A 14,634-nucleotide genomic window follows, 5' to 3' on the forward strand; every position below is an offset into this window, starting at 1 on the left:
AGGCCGGACAACAGTCAGGTTCTTGGCATGAAACTCGCAGGTGATTTTGTTGACGAAAGGTGGCGCCCGTTACCTATTCGTTATATGTTTTAGGTGCGTCAACCGTTTGCTGTGGCGGAAGACGTGAAATGTGATTGCAGGACACTCTTGGTGCAAGGGAAGAGGGTCAGTCGTAGCCTCTGCGACTGACCCTCAGTCCGTTAACGCGGCATCACGCGATGCCCGCCAGACCGGCTTAGAACAGGTCGGGGCTCGGCGTGGTCGACTGGCGGATGGCGACGTCCGCGTGGCGGTCGAAGCGATAGCCGACGCCGCAAACCCGCGTGATCGATTAGAACAGGTCGGGGCTCGGCGTGGTCGACTGGCGGATGGCGACGTCCGCGTGGCGGTCGAAGCGATAGCCGACGCCGCGCACGGTGCGCACGATGTCTTCGTAGCGCCCGAGCTTGGAGCGCAGGCGACGAACGTGCACGTCGATGGTGCGCTCGTTCGGGGTGTCTTCTTCATCGGCGGAGTTCCAGAGCGCGGAGATGATCTCGGCCCGGTCGATGGTGCGGCCCTCGCGCAGTACGAGGTACTGCAGCAGTTCGAACTCCTTGTAGGTCAGCGCGGCCGTCTCGTTGTCGAGGATGACGCGCTTGCGGGAGATGTCGACGACTACACCGCTGCGAGCGCGGTCGAGCTCTTCGGGCTCTGCGCGGTGCGCAGCAAGTGCGGACGGGTCCTGCAACGCGAGACGCACGACGTCCACGTCGCGTCCGCCAGCACCCTCCGGTGCCAGTGCGACGGCGGCATAGGTTTCGGCGGAGGGAGCGATGCCGGCGGCCAGGGCCTTGAGCGCCTCAACGATACGGTTCAGGCTCGTGCCGGCTGCGGCCGCCTTGGCCTCGTCGATGCCGACGTAGAGCACGAAGCCGCGAGCCTCGGTGCCGGTCGGTACGGCGCGAATGCGCGGTGCGGCAACCGGCGGAGCCAGGGTCAGCTCGGGGCGGTTGAAGTGGGCGGGGCGAGTGGCGTGGATTTGTGCGAGAGACATGAGGGGTCCTTGACTGTTCGATCGAAGGGAGCTCGACGGATGCGCGAAAGCGCTGCTTCGTGGTGGCTCCGGATGGCCCGTGGGGCCGGAGGGCGAGTGCTTCAAACAAGCGCTCGGGGCGTCGGTCTGACGAATGAAATCAGTCAGGAACAGGACGCCTAGGGGGAAGTCTCGGTTAGCGGCACATTCGGCAACAGCGGATGGCGGGGGTGCCGGCCATCATCATGGCGGCAGTCCCGGGGGCCTCGAGGGAGGTCAGGGGGCGTGCGCTGGTTGTCATAACTGCGAGTAAAGCGGAATGTGACGCCGTGTGTCAATTTGGCGTCGCGGTAAGTCGCCGCATGACGCGCACCACGTTCGCGGGGCACCGCCCATTTAGGCGAATCCGTGCACAATCACGACTTTGTGAAATATTCCATGCTCAGGATCTACTCAATCAAAGATTATTGATGTGAACCGGGTCTGGCGTGTTGCCGGTCGCAGAACCTGCGCGCGCCGGCCGGGTCTCGTCGATCAGGAGGAAGGCCGGGGCGTCAGACCAGGCCGTACAACCGGTCGCCGGCATCGCCGAGGCCGGGCACGATATACCCCTGCTCGTCGAGCTTCTCGTCCACGGCACCGAGCACAATCGTCACTTCGCGGCCGGCCAGGGCTTTCTCCACGGCGGCGAGCCCTTCCGGCGCGGCCAGGATGCAGATGGCCGTCACGTCGACCGCGCCGCGGTCGAATAGAAAGTTGATGGCGGCAATGAGCGAACCGCCGGTGGCGAGCATCGGGTCGAGAACGAAACACTGCCGATCCGAGAGATCGTCGGGCAGGCGCTCGGCGTAGGTCGTCGGCTGCAGAGTCTCTTCGTTGCGCGCCATGCCCAGAAAGCCAACCTCGGCGGTCGGCAGCAACTTGACCATGCCCTCGAGCATGCCGAGGCCGGCGCGCAGAATCGGCACGACGAGCGGTTTCGGGTCGCTGATGCGCACGCCTTGGGCGGCAGACACGGGGGTCTGCACGGTGACGGCCTCCACCCGCACGCCACGGGTGCCCTCGTAGGCGAGCAGCGTCATGAGCTCCTCGACGAGCGATCTGAACAGCGGTGACGGCGTGTTCTTATCGCGAAGCACGGTGAGCTTGTGCGTGATGAGCGGGTGGTCGGCAACATGGACTCGCATAGGCTCAATTCTACTAGAGGCAATCCCCCGGCTTAAGGTGACACATGCGTGCACAAGATCAACACGAAGAGTGGATGCTGCTCGCCCTCAGCGAGGCGCGCGCGGCGCTCTCCTCCGACGACGTACCGGTGGGAGCCGTCGTCATCGATGCTGCGGGCGTGGTAATCGGGCGCGGCCGCAACGAGCGGGAACTGCACCAGGACCCGACCCTGCACGCCGAGGTCGTCGCTATCCGGCAGGCCGCCGCGCACACCGGTGACTGGCACCTGACCGGCGCCACTCTGATCGTCACCCTCGAGCCCTGCGTGATGTGCGCGGGCGCGATCCTCGCCGCCCGGGTGCCCACGGTCGTGTTCGGCGCCTGGGACGCGAAGGCGGGCGCGGCCGGATCGGTCTACGACGTGCTGCGCGACCGCCGGCTCAACCATCGGGTTGAGGTGTTCGCCGGCGTCAATGACGCCGAGTGTGGCGAAGTTCTGCGCGAGTTTTTCGAGAACCCGGCCCGTCGGGCCGCGCGCTGAGGCCTACTCCAGGCCCTTGATCACAAAGGTGTCGGTGGGCGGATTGGCCAGGTTCGGGTCGAAGAAGATGTCGGGTTCGAGATAGATCGTGCGGGCCAGCGGCACCGCCGCGCGTATTCGGGTTTCAACGGCATTGATGTCGGTTGCGACGTCGGCGAACCGGTGCTCGCCGTCGAAGGCCAGCTTGGCGCCGACCAGAATCTCGTCCGGGCCGAGGTAGAGCGTCTTCAAATGGATGATGCGCTTGGTCTCCGGACCGTTCAGAATGGCCGCTTCTATGGCGTCGAAGTCCTTCTTGCTGGCGCCCTCGCCCACGAGCAAACTCTTGGTCTCAATCCCGAGAATGATCGCGACCAGAACGAGCAGTGCGCCAATCAAGAGAGTTCCCACGGCGTCCCAGAGCGGTTCATCGGTGAGGATGGTCAGGCCGACCCCCACAAAGGCGAAGGCGAGGCCGGTGAGAGCCGCGACATCTTCGAGCAGCACCACGGGCAGCTCTGGCGCCTTGGCGTGCCGAATGAACTGCACCCAGGACTGTGTGCCGCGGGTGTGATTCGACTCCCGAATCGCGGTGCGCAGCGAAAATCCTTCGAGCACCATTGCGATGGCGAGTACCAGAATCGGCAGCCAGGCATTTTCGAGCGGATGCGGATGCTGCAGCTTGTCGAAACCCTCATAGAGCGAGAAGACCCCGCCGATCGAGAATAGAATGATCGACACCACGAAAGCGTAGACGTAGCGTTCCCGGCCATAGCCAAACGGATGCTCCAGGTCGGCCCGCTTCTTCGCCTTGCGACCGCCGAGCAACAGGAGCAGCTGGTTCCCGGCATCCGCTACCGAGTGCACCCCCTCGGCGAGCATCGACGACGATCCGGAGAAGCCCCAGGCCACGAACTTGGTCACTGCGATGCCCAGATTTGCCGCGAATGCTGCCACGATTGCTTTGTTTCCGCCGGATGCGCTCATGAAAACATCTTAGAACCGCGCGTCTGCGGTCGAAGGCTGCGCCCGGGCTGGCCGTTTTGGGCGTCCCGGGGGCGCAAAAAAGTAGACTGGTCGGATGACTTCTTCCCAGAACGTGACTCTGCCCACGATCGCCTTCCTCGGCGCCGGTTCCATGGCCCGCGCCATTCTGGCCGGCCTGCTGAAGCCCGGTGTGACCGTCACGGGCGGCATCCGGGTCACCAACCGCACCGCGGTGAAGGCCGCTGAGCTGACCGACACCGAGGGGGTCACCGCGTACGCGACCGAGGTCGACAAGGATGCGAACCTCAAGGCCATCGATGGCGCTCAGATCGTCATCATCGCCGTCAAGCCTTACATGGTCGCCGATCTGCTGGCCGAAATCGGCAGTTCCCTTGCACCCGGCACGCTCATTCTGAGTGTCGCGGCCGGCGTGACCATCGACACCTTTGAATCGCTCCTGCCCGAAACCGTGCACGTCATCCGCACCATGCCGAACACCCCGGCAGTGGTCGGCATGGCCGTCACCGGCATCAGCGCAGGCACCCGATCGAGCGACGCCGACTTGGAGCTCACCCGCGCACTGTTCGCCACGGTCGGCGACGTGCTGGTCGTGCCCGAGAGCAAGCTCGACGCCCTCAGCACCATCTCCGGTTCCGGCCCGGCCTACGTGTTCTACCTGATCGAGCAGCTCACCGAAACGGCTATTAGCAAGGGCTTCACCCCCGAAGAGGCCGCCGTCATGGTCAACGGCACCTTCCTCGGCGCGAGCGCGCTGCTCGCCGTCTCCGACAAGTCGCCGAGCGAGCTGCGCCGCCAGGTGACCAGCCCGGCCGGCACCACCGAGCGTGCCGTCTGGGAACTCGAAAAGGGCGGCCTAAAGGAGCTCTTCGACGCCGCAACGGATGCCGCACTCGCCCGTGCGAAGGAACTCGCCGCCTCGTAGGCCTCCCGCTAGAGCCGTGCGCGCATTACAGCCCTGCGCGCCTTACAGCCCTTCCGCGATGGCCGCCGTCGCTTGCAGCCACGCTGCACGGGTGTGCGGTGCCAGGGCGTCAATGTTGAGCGGGCCGCCACCGACCAGTGAGGCGTCGTAGGGCACGTCGACGACCGTGCGGGTGAGTTGGCGAAAGTGGTCGTGCAGACGCTTCGACAGTTGCTCGTCAGCGGTTTTCGACGGCGAGGCGAGCACGGTGACCGCCTGGGCAACCTTGTCCGCGTGGCCCTTCTGTCGCAGGCCGTCGATCAGTGACGCCGCACCGTAACCGGTGTCCTCCCGAATGGTCGACACGATCACCAGCTGGTCGGCGGTATCGACCGCCGCCTCCCAGTTGCTGGCTCGCATGTTGTTGCCGGTGTCGATGACGAGAACCCGGTAGAAACGGCTCAGCGTCGTGTGCAGTTTGCGAAAAGCGTCGTCGTCGATGCTCGCTGCACCCGCCGGGTCGAGGTCGGAGGCGAGCGCGTCGAACTGTGCGTCGCCCTGCGAGCGCACATAGTTGTCGAGGTCGCCCACCCGGGAACGGGCATCGCCAAACCGGTCGAGGTCGCGCAGCAGGTCGACGGCGGTATTGGTGTGTCTGGCCGCTTGGGCGCGAACGCCGAGCGTGCCCATGGTTTCGTTGTTGTCCCAGGCGAGCGTGTAGCCGCCACGGTAGATGCCGAAGGTGGCCGCAATGAGAAGCGTCGCCGTGGTCTTGTGCGCTCCGCCTTTGGGGTTGAGCACCACGATGGTGCGCGGGCCGTTCAGGCTGCGCTGCACGGCCGCGATGGCGGTGCGCTGCCTGCGCTCGGTGGAACTCGGCGTGGGTGAGACCAGGCCGCCGCTGAGGCGGCGCACGGCGCCCTGCCAGCCGTGCTCGGCCGGTTCGGCTGGTGCCGGTGGCCGGGAGCTGAGAAAGTCGGCCAGGTTGGGCGCAACGGGTGACGCTGCGGGTGATGGGGGCGTGGCATCCGCTGGGGGCGCCAACAGCGACTCGAATAGGGCGCTCGCCGGCGCTGCGACGGGCGGCTGCAGCAGCGTGGCAAACGGCGTCGGTTTCTCGATGTCGCTCACAACGGGCAGGGGCGCAGTTTTCGCCGGCTTCGGGCGGCCGACCACGACGACCGGTCCGGCGGATTCGACTCTCCCGTTGGGATGCACGGTCAGCGGCCAGTCTCCCTGCTCGTCACTGACCTGCAGCAGAACCGACTTTCCGCGGCTCCGGGCAGTCTCGACCACGAGGCCGATGATCTCCTCGCGAACTCCGGCTTCATCGGTGCCGGTGACGCGGCGGCGGGAACCATCGATGGTCACCTCGCCCGTCGTGTCGGTCTGAACTGCGGCGACAATATCGGCCGGGGTGTTGGCAAGAGCGGGCACGTCGGGTGACATGGGTGAGCCTTTCCGTTCGCGCACACGTCGTCAGCGCGCAACCTCGGGTGAGCTGCTGCGAGAAATGTCCGTAAATAGGAGACTAGCCGGTCGTCTCCCCCAAATAGGGGGAGAGCTAGGAACCGAGCGCGGCGAACCGCTCGATATCGGCCTCGGCCCCGGACACGATGATGAGGTCGTGGTTGGAGACGACGGTCTCCGCTGTCGCGTAGGTAAACGGTTTTCCGGGGCTCTTGACGCCGACGACGGTCACGTTGTACTTGCGGCGCACCCCGGAATCAATGAGGTTGAGGCCGCGGATCGGCTTCGGCGGGTACATCTTCACCAGGGCGAAATCGTCGTCGAACTCGATGAAGTCGAGCATGCGACCCGACACCAGGTGGGCGACCCGTTCGCCGGCCTCGGCCTCGGGGTAGATGACGTGGTTGGCGCCGATGCGTTCAAGAATCTTGCCGTGCGACTTGGAGATGGCCTTGGCCCAGATCTGCTGGATCTTAAGGTCCACCAGGTTGGCCACGATGAGCACGCTGGCTTCCACCGATGAGCCGACGGCGCAGACCGCGATCGAGAAGTCCTGCGCGCCGATTTGTTGCAGGGCCTCGAGAGAACGGCCATCCGCTTGAACGGCATGAGTGACGCGCTCCGACCACTTGGATACGAGCGCCTCGCTCGTGTCGACGACGAGTACTTCGCGGCCCAGTCGGTCGAGCTGGCCGGCCGTGGCTGCGCCGAACCGTCCGAGCCCGATGATGAGCACGGGGGCGTCGTGTTTGATGCGATCAACCAACGATGGGTCTCTCTTCCGGGCGTTTGAACAGTTGCCTGCTGTGGCTTGCGGCCAGTGCTGCCGCGAGAGTCACTGTACCAACCCGGCCCATGAACATCGTCGCCGCCATGACGTAGACGCCCTCAGGCGGCAGGTCCGCTGTAAGTCCGGTGGACAGTCCGCAGGTCGCGAAGGCGCTGATCACGTCGAACAGCACGATGTCGAAGGGTTGCTTCGAGATGTGCAGAATCAGGATGCTGGCGACGGCGACGGTGGTCGCGCCCCACAGCACGACGCTGACCGAGAGGCGCAAAATGTCGCTCGGAATGCGCTTGCCAAACGCTTCCATCTCCTGCTTGCCGCGTGCTTCGGCAAAGGCGGCGAGAAAGAGGATGGCCAGGGTCGTCACCTTGATACCGCCAGCGGTCGACGCCGACCCGCCACCGATGAACATGAGCATGTCGCTGAGCAGCAGGCTCGACCCGTGCAGGTCGCTGATGTCGATGGTTGCGAAACCGCCCGAGCGCGTCATCACCGACATGAACAACGATTGAAAGATGGTGTCGCCGGCATTCAGCGACCCGAAGGTCTTCGGATTGTCGAACTCGAGAATGATGTAGAAGATCATGCCGAGGATCATCAGGGCGATCGTCGTGACCAGGGTGAGCTTGACGTGCACCGACCAGCGGCGCGGCCTGCGCCAGCCGCGCGCAAAGGCGTAGATCACCGGAAACCCGAGGCTGCCGAGGAACACACCGATCATGAGCGCGCCGAGAAACCAGTAGTCGCCGGCGAACTGGTCGAGTCCACCGGAGTTCGGGTTGAACCCGGTGTTGGTGAACGCCATCGCGGCGTAATAGAAGCTGTGCCACAGAGCTTCGCCGATCGCGACGCCATCAAGCAGCATGCGGGGAAAGAGCAGCGCTGCAACGCCGACCTCGATGACGAGTGCGCTGATCGCGACGGTCAACAGCAGGCTGCCGACCTCGCCGAGCCGAACGGTCTGGCCCTCGTTGACCGGGCCGGCATGGATGCGGGAGGGGTTGGAGTCGCTGGCCGCCATTAGCTTGGCGCGCAATCCGAGCCGCCGCGAGATGACCAGTCCCATCAGGGACGCGAGCGTCAGAACGCCGATGCCGCCGATGTTGACGCCGACGAACACGAGAATGTTGCCGAACGCTGACCAGTGCGTTGCCATGTCGACCGTGGTGAGGCCGGTGACGCAGATGACAGAGACCGCAGTGAACAGGGCGTCGTGCAGGGGCGTGATCGTGCGATCGGCCGAGGCGATCGGCAGCGAGAACAACACCGTGAACACCAGGATGAGCGCGGTGAACACCAGAATGGCGAAGCGCGATGGCGACTTGTGGGCGAGCGCATCCACGCCATCGCGGAGGCGCACCAAAATGGAGAGTGGGCGCGGAAAAAATGGTTCAGTTCCGGTTCGAGACAACACCTGGAACCCCCGATTGACCTGCGACTATTGCCAGTTTGAAATGGTACTACGCAGCGGTGGTGATTACCCAGCAGTAATGACTACCCTGAAGTTATGGCAGACATCTTTACCGTGGTGGCGGATTCGGCAAGGCGGGACATCCTGCGCATCCTCTTGGAGCGCGCTGTTCCCACGGGCGAAATTCGCGGTCCCTCCGGGGATGTTCGCGGCGAGCTGAGCGTGTCCGACATCGTCGGGCACCTCGGCCTGAGCCAGCCGACCGTCTCCAAACACCTCAAGGTATTGCGCGAAGCAGGCCTGGTCACCGTGCGTGAAGACGGGCAGCACCGGTTCTACCGGTTGGAGTATTCACCGCTCGAAGAGATCGAGGACTGGCTGATTCCGTTCCTCAGCGTCGACTTCGACCAGGCCGTCAAGAACGCCGATCTCGAGGCCGACGCTGGCCTGAAAGAAGAGCAGCGTGCGTTCGCTTCGGCGATCGGCAAGGCCTTCGCTGACGCTTCGCAAATGTCACACGTCGTCAAAGATGCCACCGCGAAGAAGTGGCGCAGAAACGGCTAGATCAGGCCCGATCCGCCCCCTGAGTAGTTGGAGCGGGTTTTGTCCGGTAGAATGGTGTTTTCGTGTCAGTCGCGGGCCCCGCGACTAAACCAATACTTGTGAGGTCCGTGTGGGTTCTGTAATTAAGAAGCGACGCAAGCGTATGGCGAAGAAGAAGCACCGCAAGCTGCTTCGCAAGACTCGCCACCAGCGTCGTAATAAAAAGTAGATCGACTTCGTAGTTTTTTAACTGCTCATCGAGCAAAGCGCTAGCCCCTCGGGACTGGCGCTTTTTGCTGTCCCCGACCGTTCCTTGGTCGATGCGCCACCGTGCCCGTCGTCTCGAGGTGCAAGTCACCCTAGGCTGGAACAATGGCCACCGCACACCTGACCCTGATCGGCAAGCCCGGTTGTCACCTCTGCGACGACGCACGCGACCTGGTCGGCAGTGTCGTCGCCAAGCTCGCTGGCGACCCTGGCGCGCCCACTATCACGTTCGAGGAACGTTCCATTCTCGATGACGCCGAACTGCACGAGCTGTACCTCGAGGACATCCCGGTGCTCCTCATCAACGGCAAAGTGCACAACTACTGGCGTATCGATCCCGTGCGCCTGCGTACCGCCCTACTGGAGGTCTCATGACCATTCGCCACATCGTCTGCTGGAAGCTCACCGCACTCACGCCCCGCAAGAAGGCCGATGATGCCGCAGGCATTGTGGCCGGCCTGGAGGCGCTGGTGGGTATCGTTCCCGAGATTCGGGCGTTGACGGTTGGGCCGGATGTTGCCGGTAACGAAAACTGGGACGTCGCGCTTATCGCCGACTTCGACGACCTCGAGGCCCTCGACCGCTACCAGAAGCACCCGGAGCACAAGAAGGTCGGCGCGTTCATTCGCACCGTCGTGGCTGATCGCCTGGCCGTGGACCTCGAGGTCTAGCCGGCGCCGATCTCTGTGACGGGGCGGGGGAATCCGCTGGCGTAGGCTAGGCCGGTAAATTTGCGACACGCCAGATGCTCGGACCGGCGTGTCGCAAATTTTACCGGCATTACGTACCGGCCCGGCGGGGTTACTACGGCTCGAGGCGGGTCGGGCCGCGGAACAGGTAGGTGACTTCGCGAATGCTCGCCTGGTGCAGCATGAGCATCAGCACGCGGGCCAGGCCCATGCCGAAACCGCCGTGCGACGGCACGCCGTAGCGGAAGAAGTCGAGGTAGCCCTCGATCTCCTTCGGGTCGAGGCCCTTCTCGATCGCCTGCGCTTCGAGCACCTCGATGCGGTGCTCGCGCTGGGCGCCGGTGGAGATCTCGGTGCCGTTGAAGATGAGGTCGTAGCTCTTGGTGATCGACGCGTCTCCGTCGTGACGCATGTGATAGAACGGACGGATGCTCGAGGCGTAGTCGGTGAGGAAGACGAACTCGTGCCCATACTTCTCAGCCACGTAGGCGGCGATCTGGCGCTCGCCCTCCGGGTCCATGTCGTCGTCGTCGCGGGGAACCTCGTAGCCGCGGCTCTTCACAATCTCCTTGGCCTCGGCCAGCGGGATGCGCGGGAACGGGGTGCTCGGAACGGTCACCTCGACGTCGAACAGGGCGAGCACCTCGTCGCCGTGCTTGGCCTTGACAGCGGTGAACCCGGCGACCATGAGGTCTTCGTGCAGTTGCATGACGTCGTCGTGGCTGTCGATCCAGCTGATCTCCGAGTCAACGCTGGTGAACTCGGTGGCGTGGCGGCTGGTGAACGAGGGGTCAGCGCGGAACGCCGGGCCAACCTCGAAGATCTTGCCGAAGCCGGCCGACTGGGCCATCTGCTTGAAGAACTGTGGGCTCTGCGCCAGATACGCCTTGGTGTCGAAGTAGCCGACCTCGAACAGCTCGGCGCGGGACTCGCTCGCACTCGCCATGAGCTTGGGGGTGTGCAGTTCGATGAAGTCGTGCTCGATCCAGTAGGTGCGCAGCGCGTGCTCGAACGTGGTCTGGATGCGGAAGATGAGGTTCTGCTTCGGGTTGCGCAGGTCGAGGAAGCGCCAGTCCATGCGCTTGTCGAGGCTCGAGTCGGCCGCGATCGGCGTCTCGGGAATGGCGGCGGACACCACGGTGAGGGTGGCCAACTTGATCTCGATGCCGCCGAGCTTCACCCGCTCGTCGTGCTTGAGCGTCCCGGTGACCGTGACGAAGGTGCCCTGGGCTAACCCTGAGATGCTGGTAGCCGGCTCGTCGGCAACGACGACGCCATCGGCATCCGTTGTACGGGGATTGACCAGCTGCACGGCGCCGGATTCGTCGCGGAGGACGACGAATTGCACCTTTTTCTGGTCTCGAACGGTATCGACCCAGCCGGACACCGATACGGGGCCGTCGTCGAGAGCGGACAGGTTCTTGATTAATACGCGCGAAGTCACTGTTCGAGCTTAGCCGGAGCCGCTCGCGGAGACCCGCCGAGGAGCGCCCGGTAGAGTGTGGTTCGGGAGGGACGGTTCATGACGCAGAGCAAACTTGAGGTCGATACCGGGGCCGTTCGCGGCCTCGCCGAGAATTTCGACGCCGTTCGTCGCGGCCTCAGCGATGCCAGCGCAGTCAGCGCGGAGTTGGGCGCCATGGTCGGCCATGCTCATTTGGCGAGCGTGATCGACGATTTCTCTTCGAAGTGGGATGACCGTCGCAACGAACTGACCGAGCAGCTCACGCAGATGCATACGATGGGGCAATCCATCGCGGACGGCTTCGAATCGGTGGATTCCGAACTCGCTCGAGCGTTGACTGAAACTCCTCCGTCGTGAGCGGTTACGATCCGCTCCCGGGCGACCCGACCAGCGTGCGCTCAGCGGCGACCAGGTACACACTGACAGCGGATGCCGTGCGCGAATCGGCCGCCGAACTGCGCCGGCTCATTGCCTCTGATGACCTGGGCCGGAGCGAGGCCGTATCGGCACTCGTGGAGCTGTCCGGCGACGTCGCCGGCCGGCTGGAAAAGCTGCACGGCCGCTATGAAACGGCGGGCTCGTCTCTCTCCGCCTACGCCGATTCCCTGGAAACGGCCCAGACAATGGCGCGGCAGGCGATCGATGCGCGTGATTACGCGGCGGGCGAAGCCGCGACCGCTCAGTCCTGGGCCGACCACTATTCCGACGCGGCGAGCGAAGCAACCGACCCGGCAGACCAGATCGATGCCCAGCGACTCGCACTCGCTCACGAGTCGGTCGTTGACGATCTGACCGTTCAACTCGCAGCCACCCTGCAGAACTATCACGATGCGGTTGCACTGCGCGATACTGCCGCGGCCGTCGCTGCGGAGCGAATCGCTACCGCTATCGATCAGGATGGCCTCAATGACTCCCTCTGGGATAATTTCAGCGGGTGGGTCGCGGAAAACGCTGCCGTCCTGACGAGCATCAAGAATATTCTGGGTTACCTCGCCGCCGGGCTGGCTATTCTCAGCCTGTTCTTTCCGCTATTAATCCCGTTTGCCCTGGCCATCGCCGGCGCAACGGCCCTGCTGAGCCTCGTGCTCGCCAGCACCGGACAAATCTCCTGGATCGAGTTCGGCCTGGACGCGCTCACGTTCGCGAGCCTGGGTGTCGCTGCCATCGCCGGCGTTGCACTCAAGGGAACGATGGCCGCCTTGAAGTCCACGCGAGTGGCCCATCTCACCGGTTTGGGGACCAGCAAGAACCCCCTGCGGTCTGTCACCGCGAGCTTCAATGGGGTGCTCCCGAGCAAGGTCGGTACCGCGAACAAGGTGGTCTGGTATCGAGAAGTATTTTCGACCAAGGGAGTAGCCAACGCCAAGGCATCGCGGGTATTGAACAATGCCCGAGCTGGTGCCGGTGGCCCGGGCGATGATCTGCTCGTTGGTCTCGGCAAGGTCAATATCGGGTTTCAGCGCGTGGAATTGGCCATCCCCTCCCTGCTCAAGGGGGCGAATTTGGCCCTCGATCAGCTCGGACTCCCGGCGCAGGTACTCAACCCCGTTATGCCCGACGCCATTGATAACGTCCTCAACGCGGGTGCCTCCCTCGACGATTGGTACAAGCAGGTCAACGACCAGGCAACATGGAGAGTGGGATCGTCATGGTGAAGCCGGGTTGGCAGAAGCGGGCACTCCGTGTCTCGGACCGCGTGTTCTTCGGGTCCCTGGTGTTTTTCGTCATTGTCTGTATGGGGCCAGCGCTCGTCATCGCGGTGCTCGGGCTCCTGACCGGCTTGACGCCGACCGAGGAACAGGGCGGGTTCTTCGGCTGGAGCGCCGAGTATCCGGCGTTCAACCCCCAATCGTGGACGCTGTTCATCCCGGCAGCCGGAATGCTGTTCCTCTCTATTTGGACCATCCCGCTGCCACTGCGACGGTTTCCCAAACCGGGGCGCGCCACGTTCGCCTGGTTTGCCTTCGTGGCCTTCCTGTTCTCCATTCCGTTGGGCACCGCCTATTTCGGCGCTCCCGGCATCCATAACGAAGGCACGCTGGCGTTGTTTGTCTACCTCGTGGCGTGGCTGCTCTTCGTCGTACGCGACATCCTGGGCTGGGTGCATCTCGTTCCGCTGGCCTGGCGTGACGGCCCATCGGTGCGCACTCGCCGCGCAGGGAAGCCAGCGTCGGCGGATGCCTGAATCCGTTTCGCCGCAGCCAGCTGCAATATCGGCGCCGCGTGTTCGATGCGCCTACCGACTCGTACTTCCCCCGGGCTGGGTTCTGATTCCGGTAGGCGACTCGGCGGATGCTGCCATTACGAATCTGGTCGACCGACAATTTGCCGGCCTGCCCACTGACACGTACGGCCCGCAGAAGAAACGACTCGGGGCCGGCCTGCGCACCATCGCGGCAGAAGCGCGCCGAGCCGGTGGGCTTGACCTCGTGTTTCCACTGGCGATGCCGTGGCTGGTTCCAGTTTCAGCAGGAATCGTGATGAGCGAGGTGCGCACCGACGCTCCGTCAGACACTGCCGTCGCCCTTTTGGCGGAACGAATGCAGCCCAGTGGACCGAACGCGACGGTCGCCCGCACCAGGGCCGGGCGCTGCGTGCGAGAAATTGTTGATCTGCCGCGTGCGCCGGACGGAAACGGTCGCCTCACAGTGGCCGCCGTGCGTACGGTGCACTACAGCTGGCCGGTCCCCGGCGCACCGGGGAGCTTCCTGGTGTCAGCGCTCACGGTCTCCGGAGCGCCGATCGCGGAGTTCGAACCAATAGTCGAAGCGCTCACCGAGCTCTTCGACGTCATGATGGAATCGGTGGTTTGGGCATGACAGCAACCATTCGGGTCGACTTTGATCGTGACCTCTGGCTCTACGTTCCCGAGGAATGGCCCTGGAACCAATTCGCGCACCTCGACGACTGGGCCGGCACAATCACGGGACTGTTGACGGATGCCCACACCCTCGATGCGGCCACCGCGCGCTGGATCGACGAATCCTTGCACTCGATTGCGAACGATTGCCCAGAAACCGAGTCGCGCTTTGTCTACCTGGCGAACCCGGCGGAGTACGTCTTCTTTGTGAGCGTGCTGTACCCCGCCAGCTCAGCCGAGCTGACCCTCGACGACCTCGCGGCGGTGCACGACCCCGCCACGACGAGCCCCGTCACGGCGACCACGTTTTCGTCGGAGCTGCTCGGTGACGGGGTGCGCACCATCCGCTACGCCGACGTGGGGGAGCCCGATCATGACATTGCCGCGATTGCGCAGTATGCGTGGAAGGGTGACGACCTGGACGTGGTGGTGATCGCCGCCAATTTCAACATTGCGCTGATGACCGAGTTGCTGCCGATCGTGGATGACCTCGCTCGGAGCATCAGCATTCTTGACGCCTGAGCGCTCTCA

At 64.1% G+C, this 14,634-nt stretch carries 18 protein-coding genes; 11 read left to right on the top strand and 7 right to left on the bottom strand.

Going from position 1 to position 14,634, the window contains the following annotated elements:
• Positions 1-331 precede the first annotated feature (331 nt).
• Together CXY77_RS05435 and upp are read right to left on the bottom strand one after the other, a co-directional pair.
• Complete coding sequence (locus CXY77_RS05435; protein WP_092340501.1) at positions 332-1,036, bottom strand: winged helix-turn-helix domain-containing protein; 705 nt, start codon at positions 1,034-1,036, stop codon at positions 332-334.
• 533 nt (positions 1,037-1,569) lie between these two features.
• Positions 1,570-2,202 (bottom strand): uracil phosphoribosyltransferase, encoded by a 633-nt coding sequence (upp, locus tag CXY77_RS05440; protein WP_092340500.1) that lies wholly within the window; start codon positions 2,200-2,202, stop codon positions 1,570-1,572.
• Positions 2,203-2,246: 44 nt separating this feature from the next.
• On the opposite strand from upp, the gene tadA reads away from it, so the two are divergent.
• The gene (gene tadA / locus CXY77_RS05445; protein WP_233197251.1) at positions 2,247-2,723 is read left to right on the top strand and encodes a tRNA adenosine(34) deaminase TadA; all 477 of its coding nucleotides are present in this window, start codon (positions 2,247-2,249) and stop codon (positions 2,721-2,723) included.
• Positions 2,724-2,726: 3 nt separating this feature from the next.
• Here tadA and CXY77_RS05450 read toward each other — a convergent pair whose 3' ends face one another.
• Positions 2,727-3,689 (bottom strand): cation diffusion facilitator family transporter, encoded by a 963-nt coding sequence (locus tag CXY77_RS05450; RefSeq protein ID WP_092340498.1) that lies wholly within the window; start codon positions 3,687-3,689, stop codon positions 2,727-2,729.
• 94 nt (positions 3,690-3,783) lie between these two features.
• Here CXY77_RS05450 and proC point away from each other — a divergent pair, with 94 nt between their 5' ends.
• Positions 3,784-4,632 (top strand): pyrroline-5-carboxylate reductase, encoded by an 849-nt coding sequence (gene proC, locus CXY77_RS05455; protein WP_104129777.1) that lies wholly within the window; start codon positions 3,784-3,786, stop codon positions 4,630-4,632.
• Between the two features lie 42 nt (positions 4,633-4,674).
• Here the strand turns inward: proC and CXY77_RS05460 are convergent, their stop codons facing one another.
• The 3 genes from CXY77_RS05460 to CXY77_RS05470 all read right to left on the bottom strand — a co-directional run bounded on the left by CXY77_RS05460 (position 4,675) and on the right by CXY77_RS05470 (position 8,228).
• The gene (locus tag CXY77_RS05460; protein ID WP_199181889.1) at positions 4,675-6,060 is read right to left on the bottom strand and encodes a chromosome partitioning protein; all 1,386 of its coding nucleotides are present in this window, start codon (positions 6,058-6,060) and stop codon (positions 4,675-4,677) included.
• Between the two features lie 115 nt (positions 6,061-6,175).
• Positions 6,176-6,847 (bottom strand): TrkA family potassium uptake protein, encoded by a 672-nt coding sequence (locus tag CXY77_RS05465; RefSeq protein ID WP_092340496.1) that lies wholly within the window; start codon positions 6,845-6,847, stop codon positions 6,176-6,178.
• Entirely contained in the window at positions 6,840-8,228 is a 1,389-nt protein-coding gene (locus tag CXY77_RS05470) for a TrkH family potassium uptake protein (protein ID WP_369827237.1), read from the bottom strand. Before CXY77_RS05470 ends, CXY77_RS05465 begins: the two co-directional genes overlap by 8 nt.
• A 147-nt stretch (positions 8,229-8,375) precedes the next feature.
• Between CXY77_RS05470 and CXY77_RS05475 the strand changes: the two genes are divergently transcribed.
• The 4 genes from CXY77_RS05475 (at position 8,376) to CXY77_RS05490 (ending at position 9,760) form a co-directional block, all read left to right on the top strand.
• A complete protein-coding gene (locus CXY77_RS05475) occupies positions 8,376-8,843 on the top strand; it encodes a helix-turn-helix transcriptional regulator (RefSeq protein ID WP_092340494.1) in 468 nt (155 codons plus the stop codon).
• Positions 8,844-8,952: 109 nt separating this feature from the next.
• Positions 8,953-9,051, top strand: coding sequence for a 30S ribosomal protein bS22 (locus tag CXY77_RS05480; RefSeq protein WP_003792170.1), 99 nt, complete (start codon positions 8,953-8,955; stop codon positions 9,049-9,051).
• A 143-nt stretch (positions 9,052-9,194) separates the two neighbouring features.
• Positions 9,195-9,464 (top strand): glutaredoxin family protein, encoded by a 270-nt coding sequence (locus tag CXY77_RS05485; protein ID WP_092340493.1) that lies wholly within the window; start codon positions 9,195-9,197, stop codon positions 9,462-9,464.
• Positions 9,461-9,760 (top strand): Dabb family protein, encoded by a 300-nt coding sequence (locus CXY77_RS05490; RefSeq protein WP_092340492.1) that lies wholly within the window; start codon positions 9,461-9,463, stop codon positions 9,758-9,760. Before CXY77_RS05485 ends, CXY77_RS05490 begins: the two co-directional genes overlap by 4 nt.
• A gap of 133 nt (positions 9,761-9,893) precedes the next feature.
• Here the strand turns inward: CXY77_RS05490 and aspS are convergent, their stop codons facing one another.
• Positions 9,894-11,222 (bottom strand): aspartate--tRNA(Asn) ligase, encoded by a 1,329-nt coding sequence (aspS, locus tag CXY77_RS05495; protein ID WP_092340491.1) that lies wholly within the window; start codon positions 11,220-11,222, stop codon positions 9,894-9,896.
• Between the two features lie 78 nt (positions 11,223-11,300).
• Here aspS and CXY77_RS05500 point away from each other — a divergent pair, with 78 nt between their 5' ends.
• The 5 genes from CXY77_RS05500 to CXY77_RS05520 are packed head-to-tail and all read left to right on the top strand — an operon-like array spanning position 11,301 to position 14,625.
• Positions 11,301-11,600 (top strand): hypothetical protein, encoded by a 300-nt coding sequence (locus tag CXY77_RS05500; protein WP_104088152.1) that lies wholly within the window; start codon positions 11,301-11,303, stop codon positions 11,598-11,600.
• Positions 11,597-12,898, top strand: a complete 1,302-nt coding sequence (locus tag CXY77_RS05505; RefSeq protein WP_104088154.1) for a hypothetical protein — start codon at positions 11,597-11,599, stop codon at positions 12,896-12,898. The genes CXY77_RS05500 and CXY77_RS05505 overlap by 4 nt, the downstream gene beginning before the upstream one ends.
• Complete coding sequence (locus CXY77_RS05510) at positions 12,892-13,428, top strand: hypothetical protein (protein ID WP_104129778.1); 537 nt, start codon at positions 12,892-12,894, stop codon at positions 13,426-13,428. The genes CXY77_RS05505 and CXY77_RS05510 overlap by 7 nt, the downstream gene beginning before the upstream one ends.
• Positions 13,421-14,062 (top strand): hypothetical protein, encoded by a 642-nt coding sequence (locus CXY77_RS05515; protein ID WP_092340487.1) that lies wholly within the window; start codon positions 13,421-13,423, stop codon positions 14,060-14,062. The genes CXY77_RS05510 and CXY77_RS05515 overlap by 8 nt, the downstream gene beginning before the upstream one ends.
• Positions 14,059-14,625: a hypothetical protein gene (locus CXY77_RS05520; protein WP_104129779.1), complete on the top strand. Its 567-nt coding sequence runs from the start codon at positions 14,059-14,061 to the stop codon at positions 14,623-14,625. The genes CXY77_RS05515 and CXY77_RS05520 overlap by 4 nt, the downstream gene beginning before the upstream one ends.
• The last annotated feature ends 9 nt before the right edge of the window (positions 14,626-14,634 follow it).

The organism is Cryobacterium sp. N21 (assembly GCF_002929575.1).
Lineage (GTDB): Bacteria > Actinomycetota > Actinomycetes > Actinomycetales > Microbacteriaceae > Cryobacterium > Cryobacterium flavum.

Coding starts and splice junctions, on each gene's coding strand:
- proC (WP_104129777.1), top strand. CDS start 3,784: ATGACTTCTTCCCAGAACGTGACTCTGCCCACGATCGCCTTCCTCGGC.
- CXY77_RS05435 (WP_092340501.1), bottom strand. CDS start 1,036: ATGTCTCTCGCACAAATCCACGCCACTCGCCCCGCCCACTTCAACCGC.
- CXY77_RS05475 (WP_092340494.1), top strand. CDS start 8,376: ATGGCAGACATCTTTACCGTGGTGGCGGATTCGGCAAGGCGGGACATC.
- CXY77_RS05485 (WP_092340493.1), top strand. CDS start 9,195: ATGGCCACCGCACACCTGACCCTGATCGGCAAGCCCGGTTGTCACCTC.
- CXY77_RS05460 (WP_199181889.1), bottom strand. CDS start 6,060: ATGTCACCCGACGTGCCCGCTCTTGCCAACACCCCGGCCGATATTGTC.
- CXY77_RS05500 (WP_104088152.1), top strand. CDS start 11,301: ATGACGCAGAGCAAACTTGAGGTCGATACCGGGGCCGTTCGCGGCCTC.
- CXY77_RS05520 (WP_104129779.1), top strand. CDS start 14,059: ATGACAGCAACCATTCGGGTCGACTTTGATCGTGACCTCTGGCTCTAC.
- CXY77_RS05510 (WP_104129778.1), top strand. CDS start 12,892: ATGGTGAAGCCGGGTTGGCAGAAGCGGGCACTCCGTGTCTCGGACCGC.
- CXY77_RS05450 (WP_092340498.1), bottom strand. CDS start 3,689: ATGAGCGCATCCGGCGGAAACAAAGCAATCGTGGCAGCATTCGCGGCA.
- upp (WP_092340500.1), bottom strand. CDS start 2,202: ATGCGAGTCCATGTTGCCGACCACCCGCTCATCACGCACAAGCTCACC.
- tadA (WP_233197251.1), top strand. CDS start 2,247: ATGCGTGCACAAGATCAACACGAAGAGTGGATGCTGCTCGCCCTCAGC.
- CXY77_RS05515 (WP_092340487.1), top strand. CDS start 13,421: ATGCCTGAATCCGTTTCGCCGCAGCCAGCTGCAATATCGGCGCCGCGT.
- CXY77_RS05490 (WP_092340492.1), top strand. CDS start 9,461: ATGACCATTCGCCACATCGTCTGCTGGAAGCTCACCGCACTCACGCCC.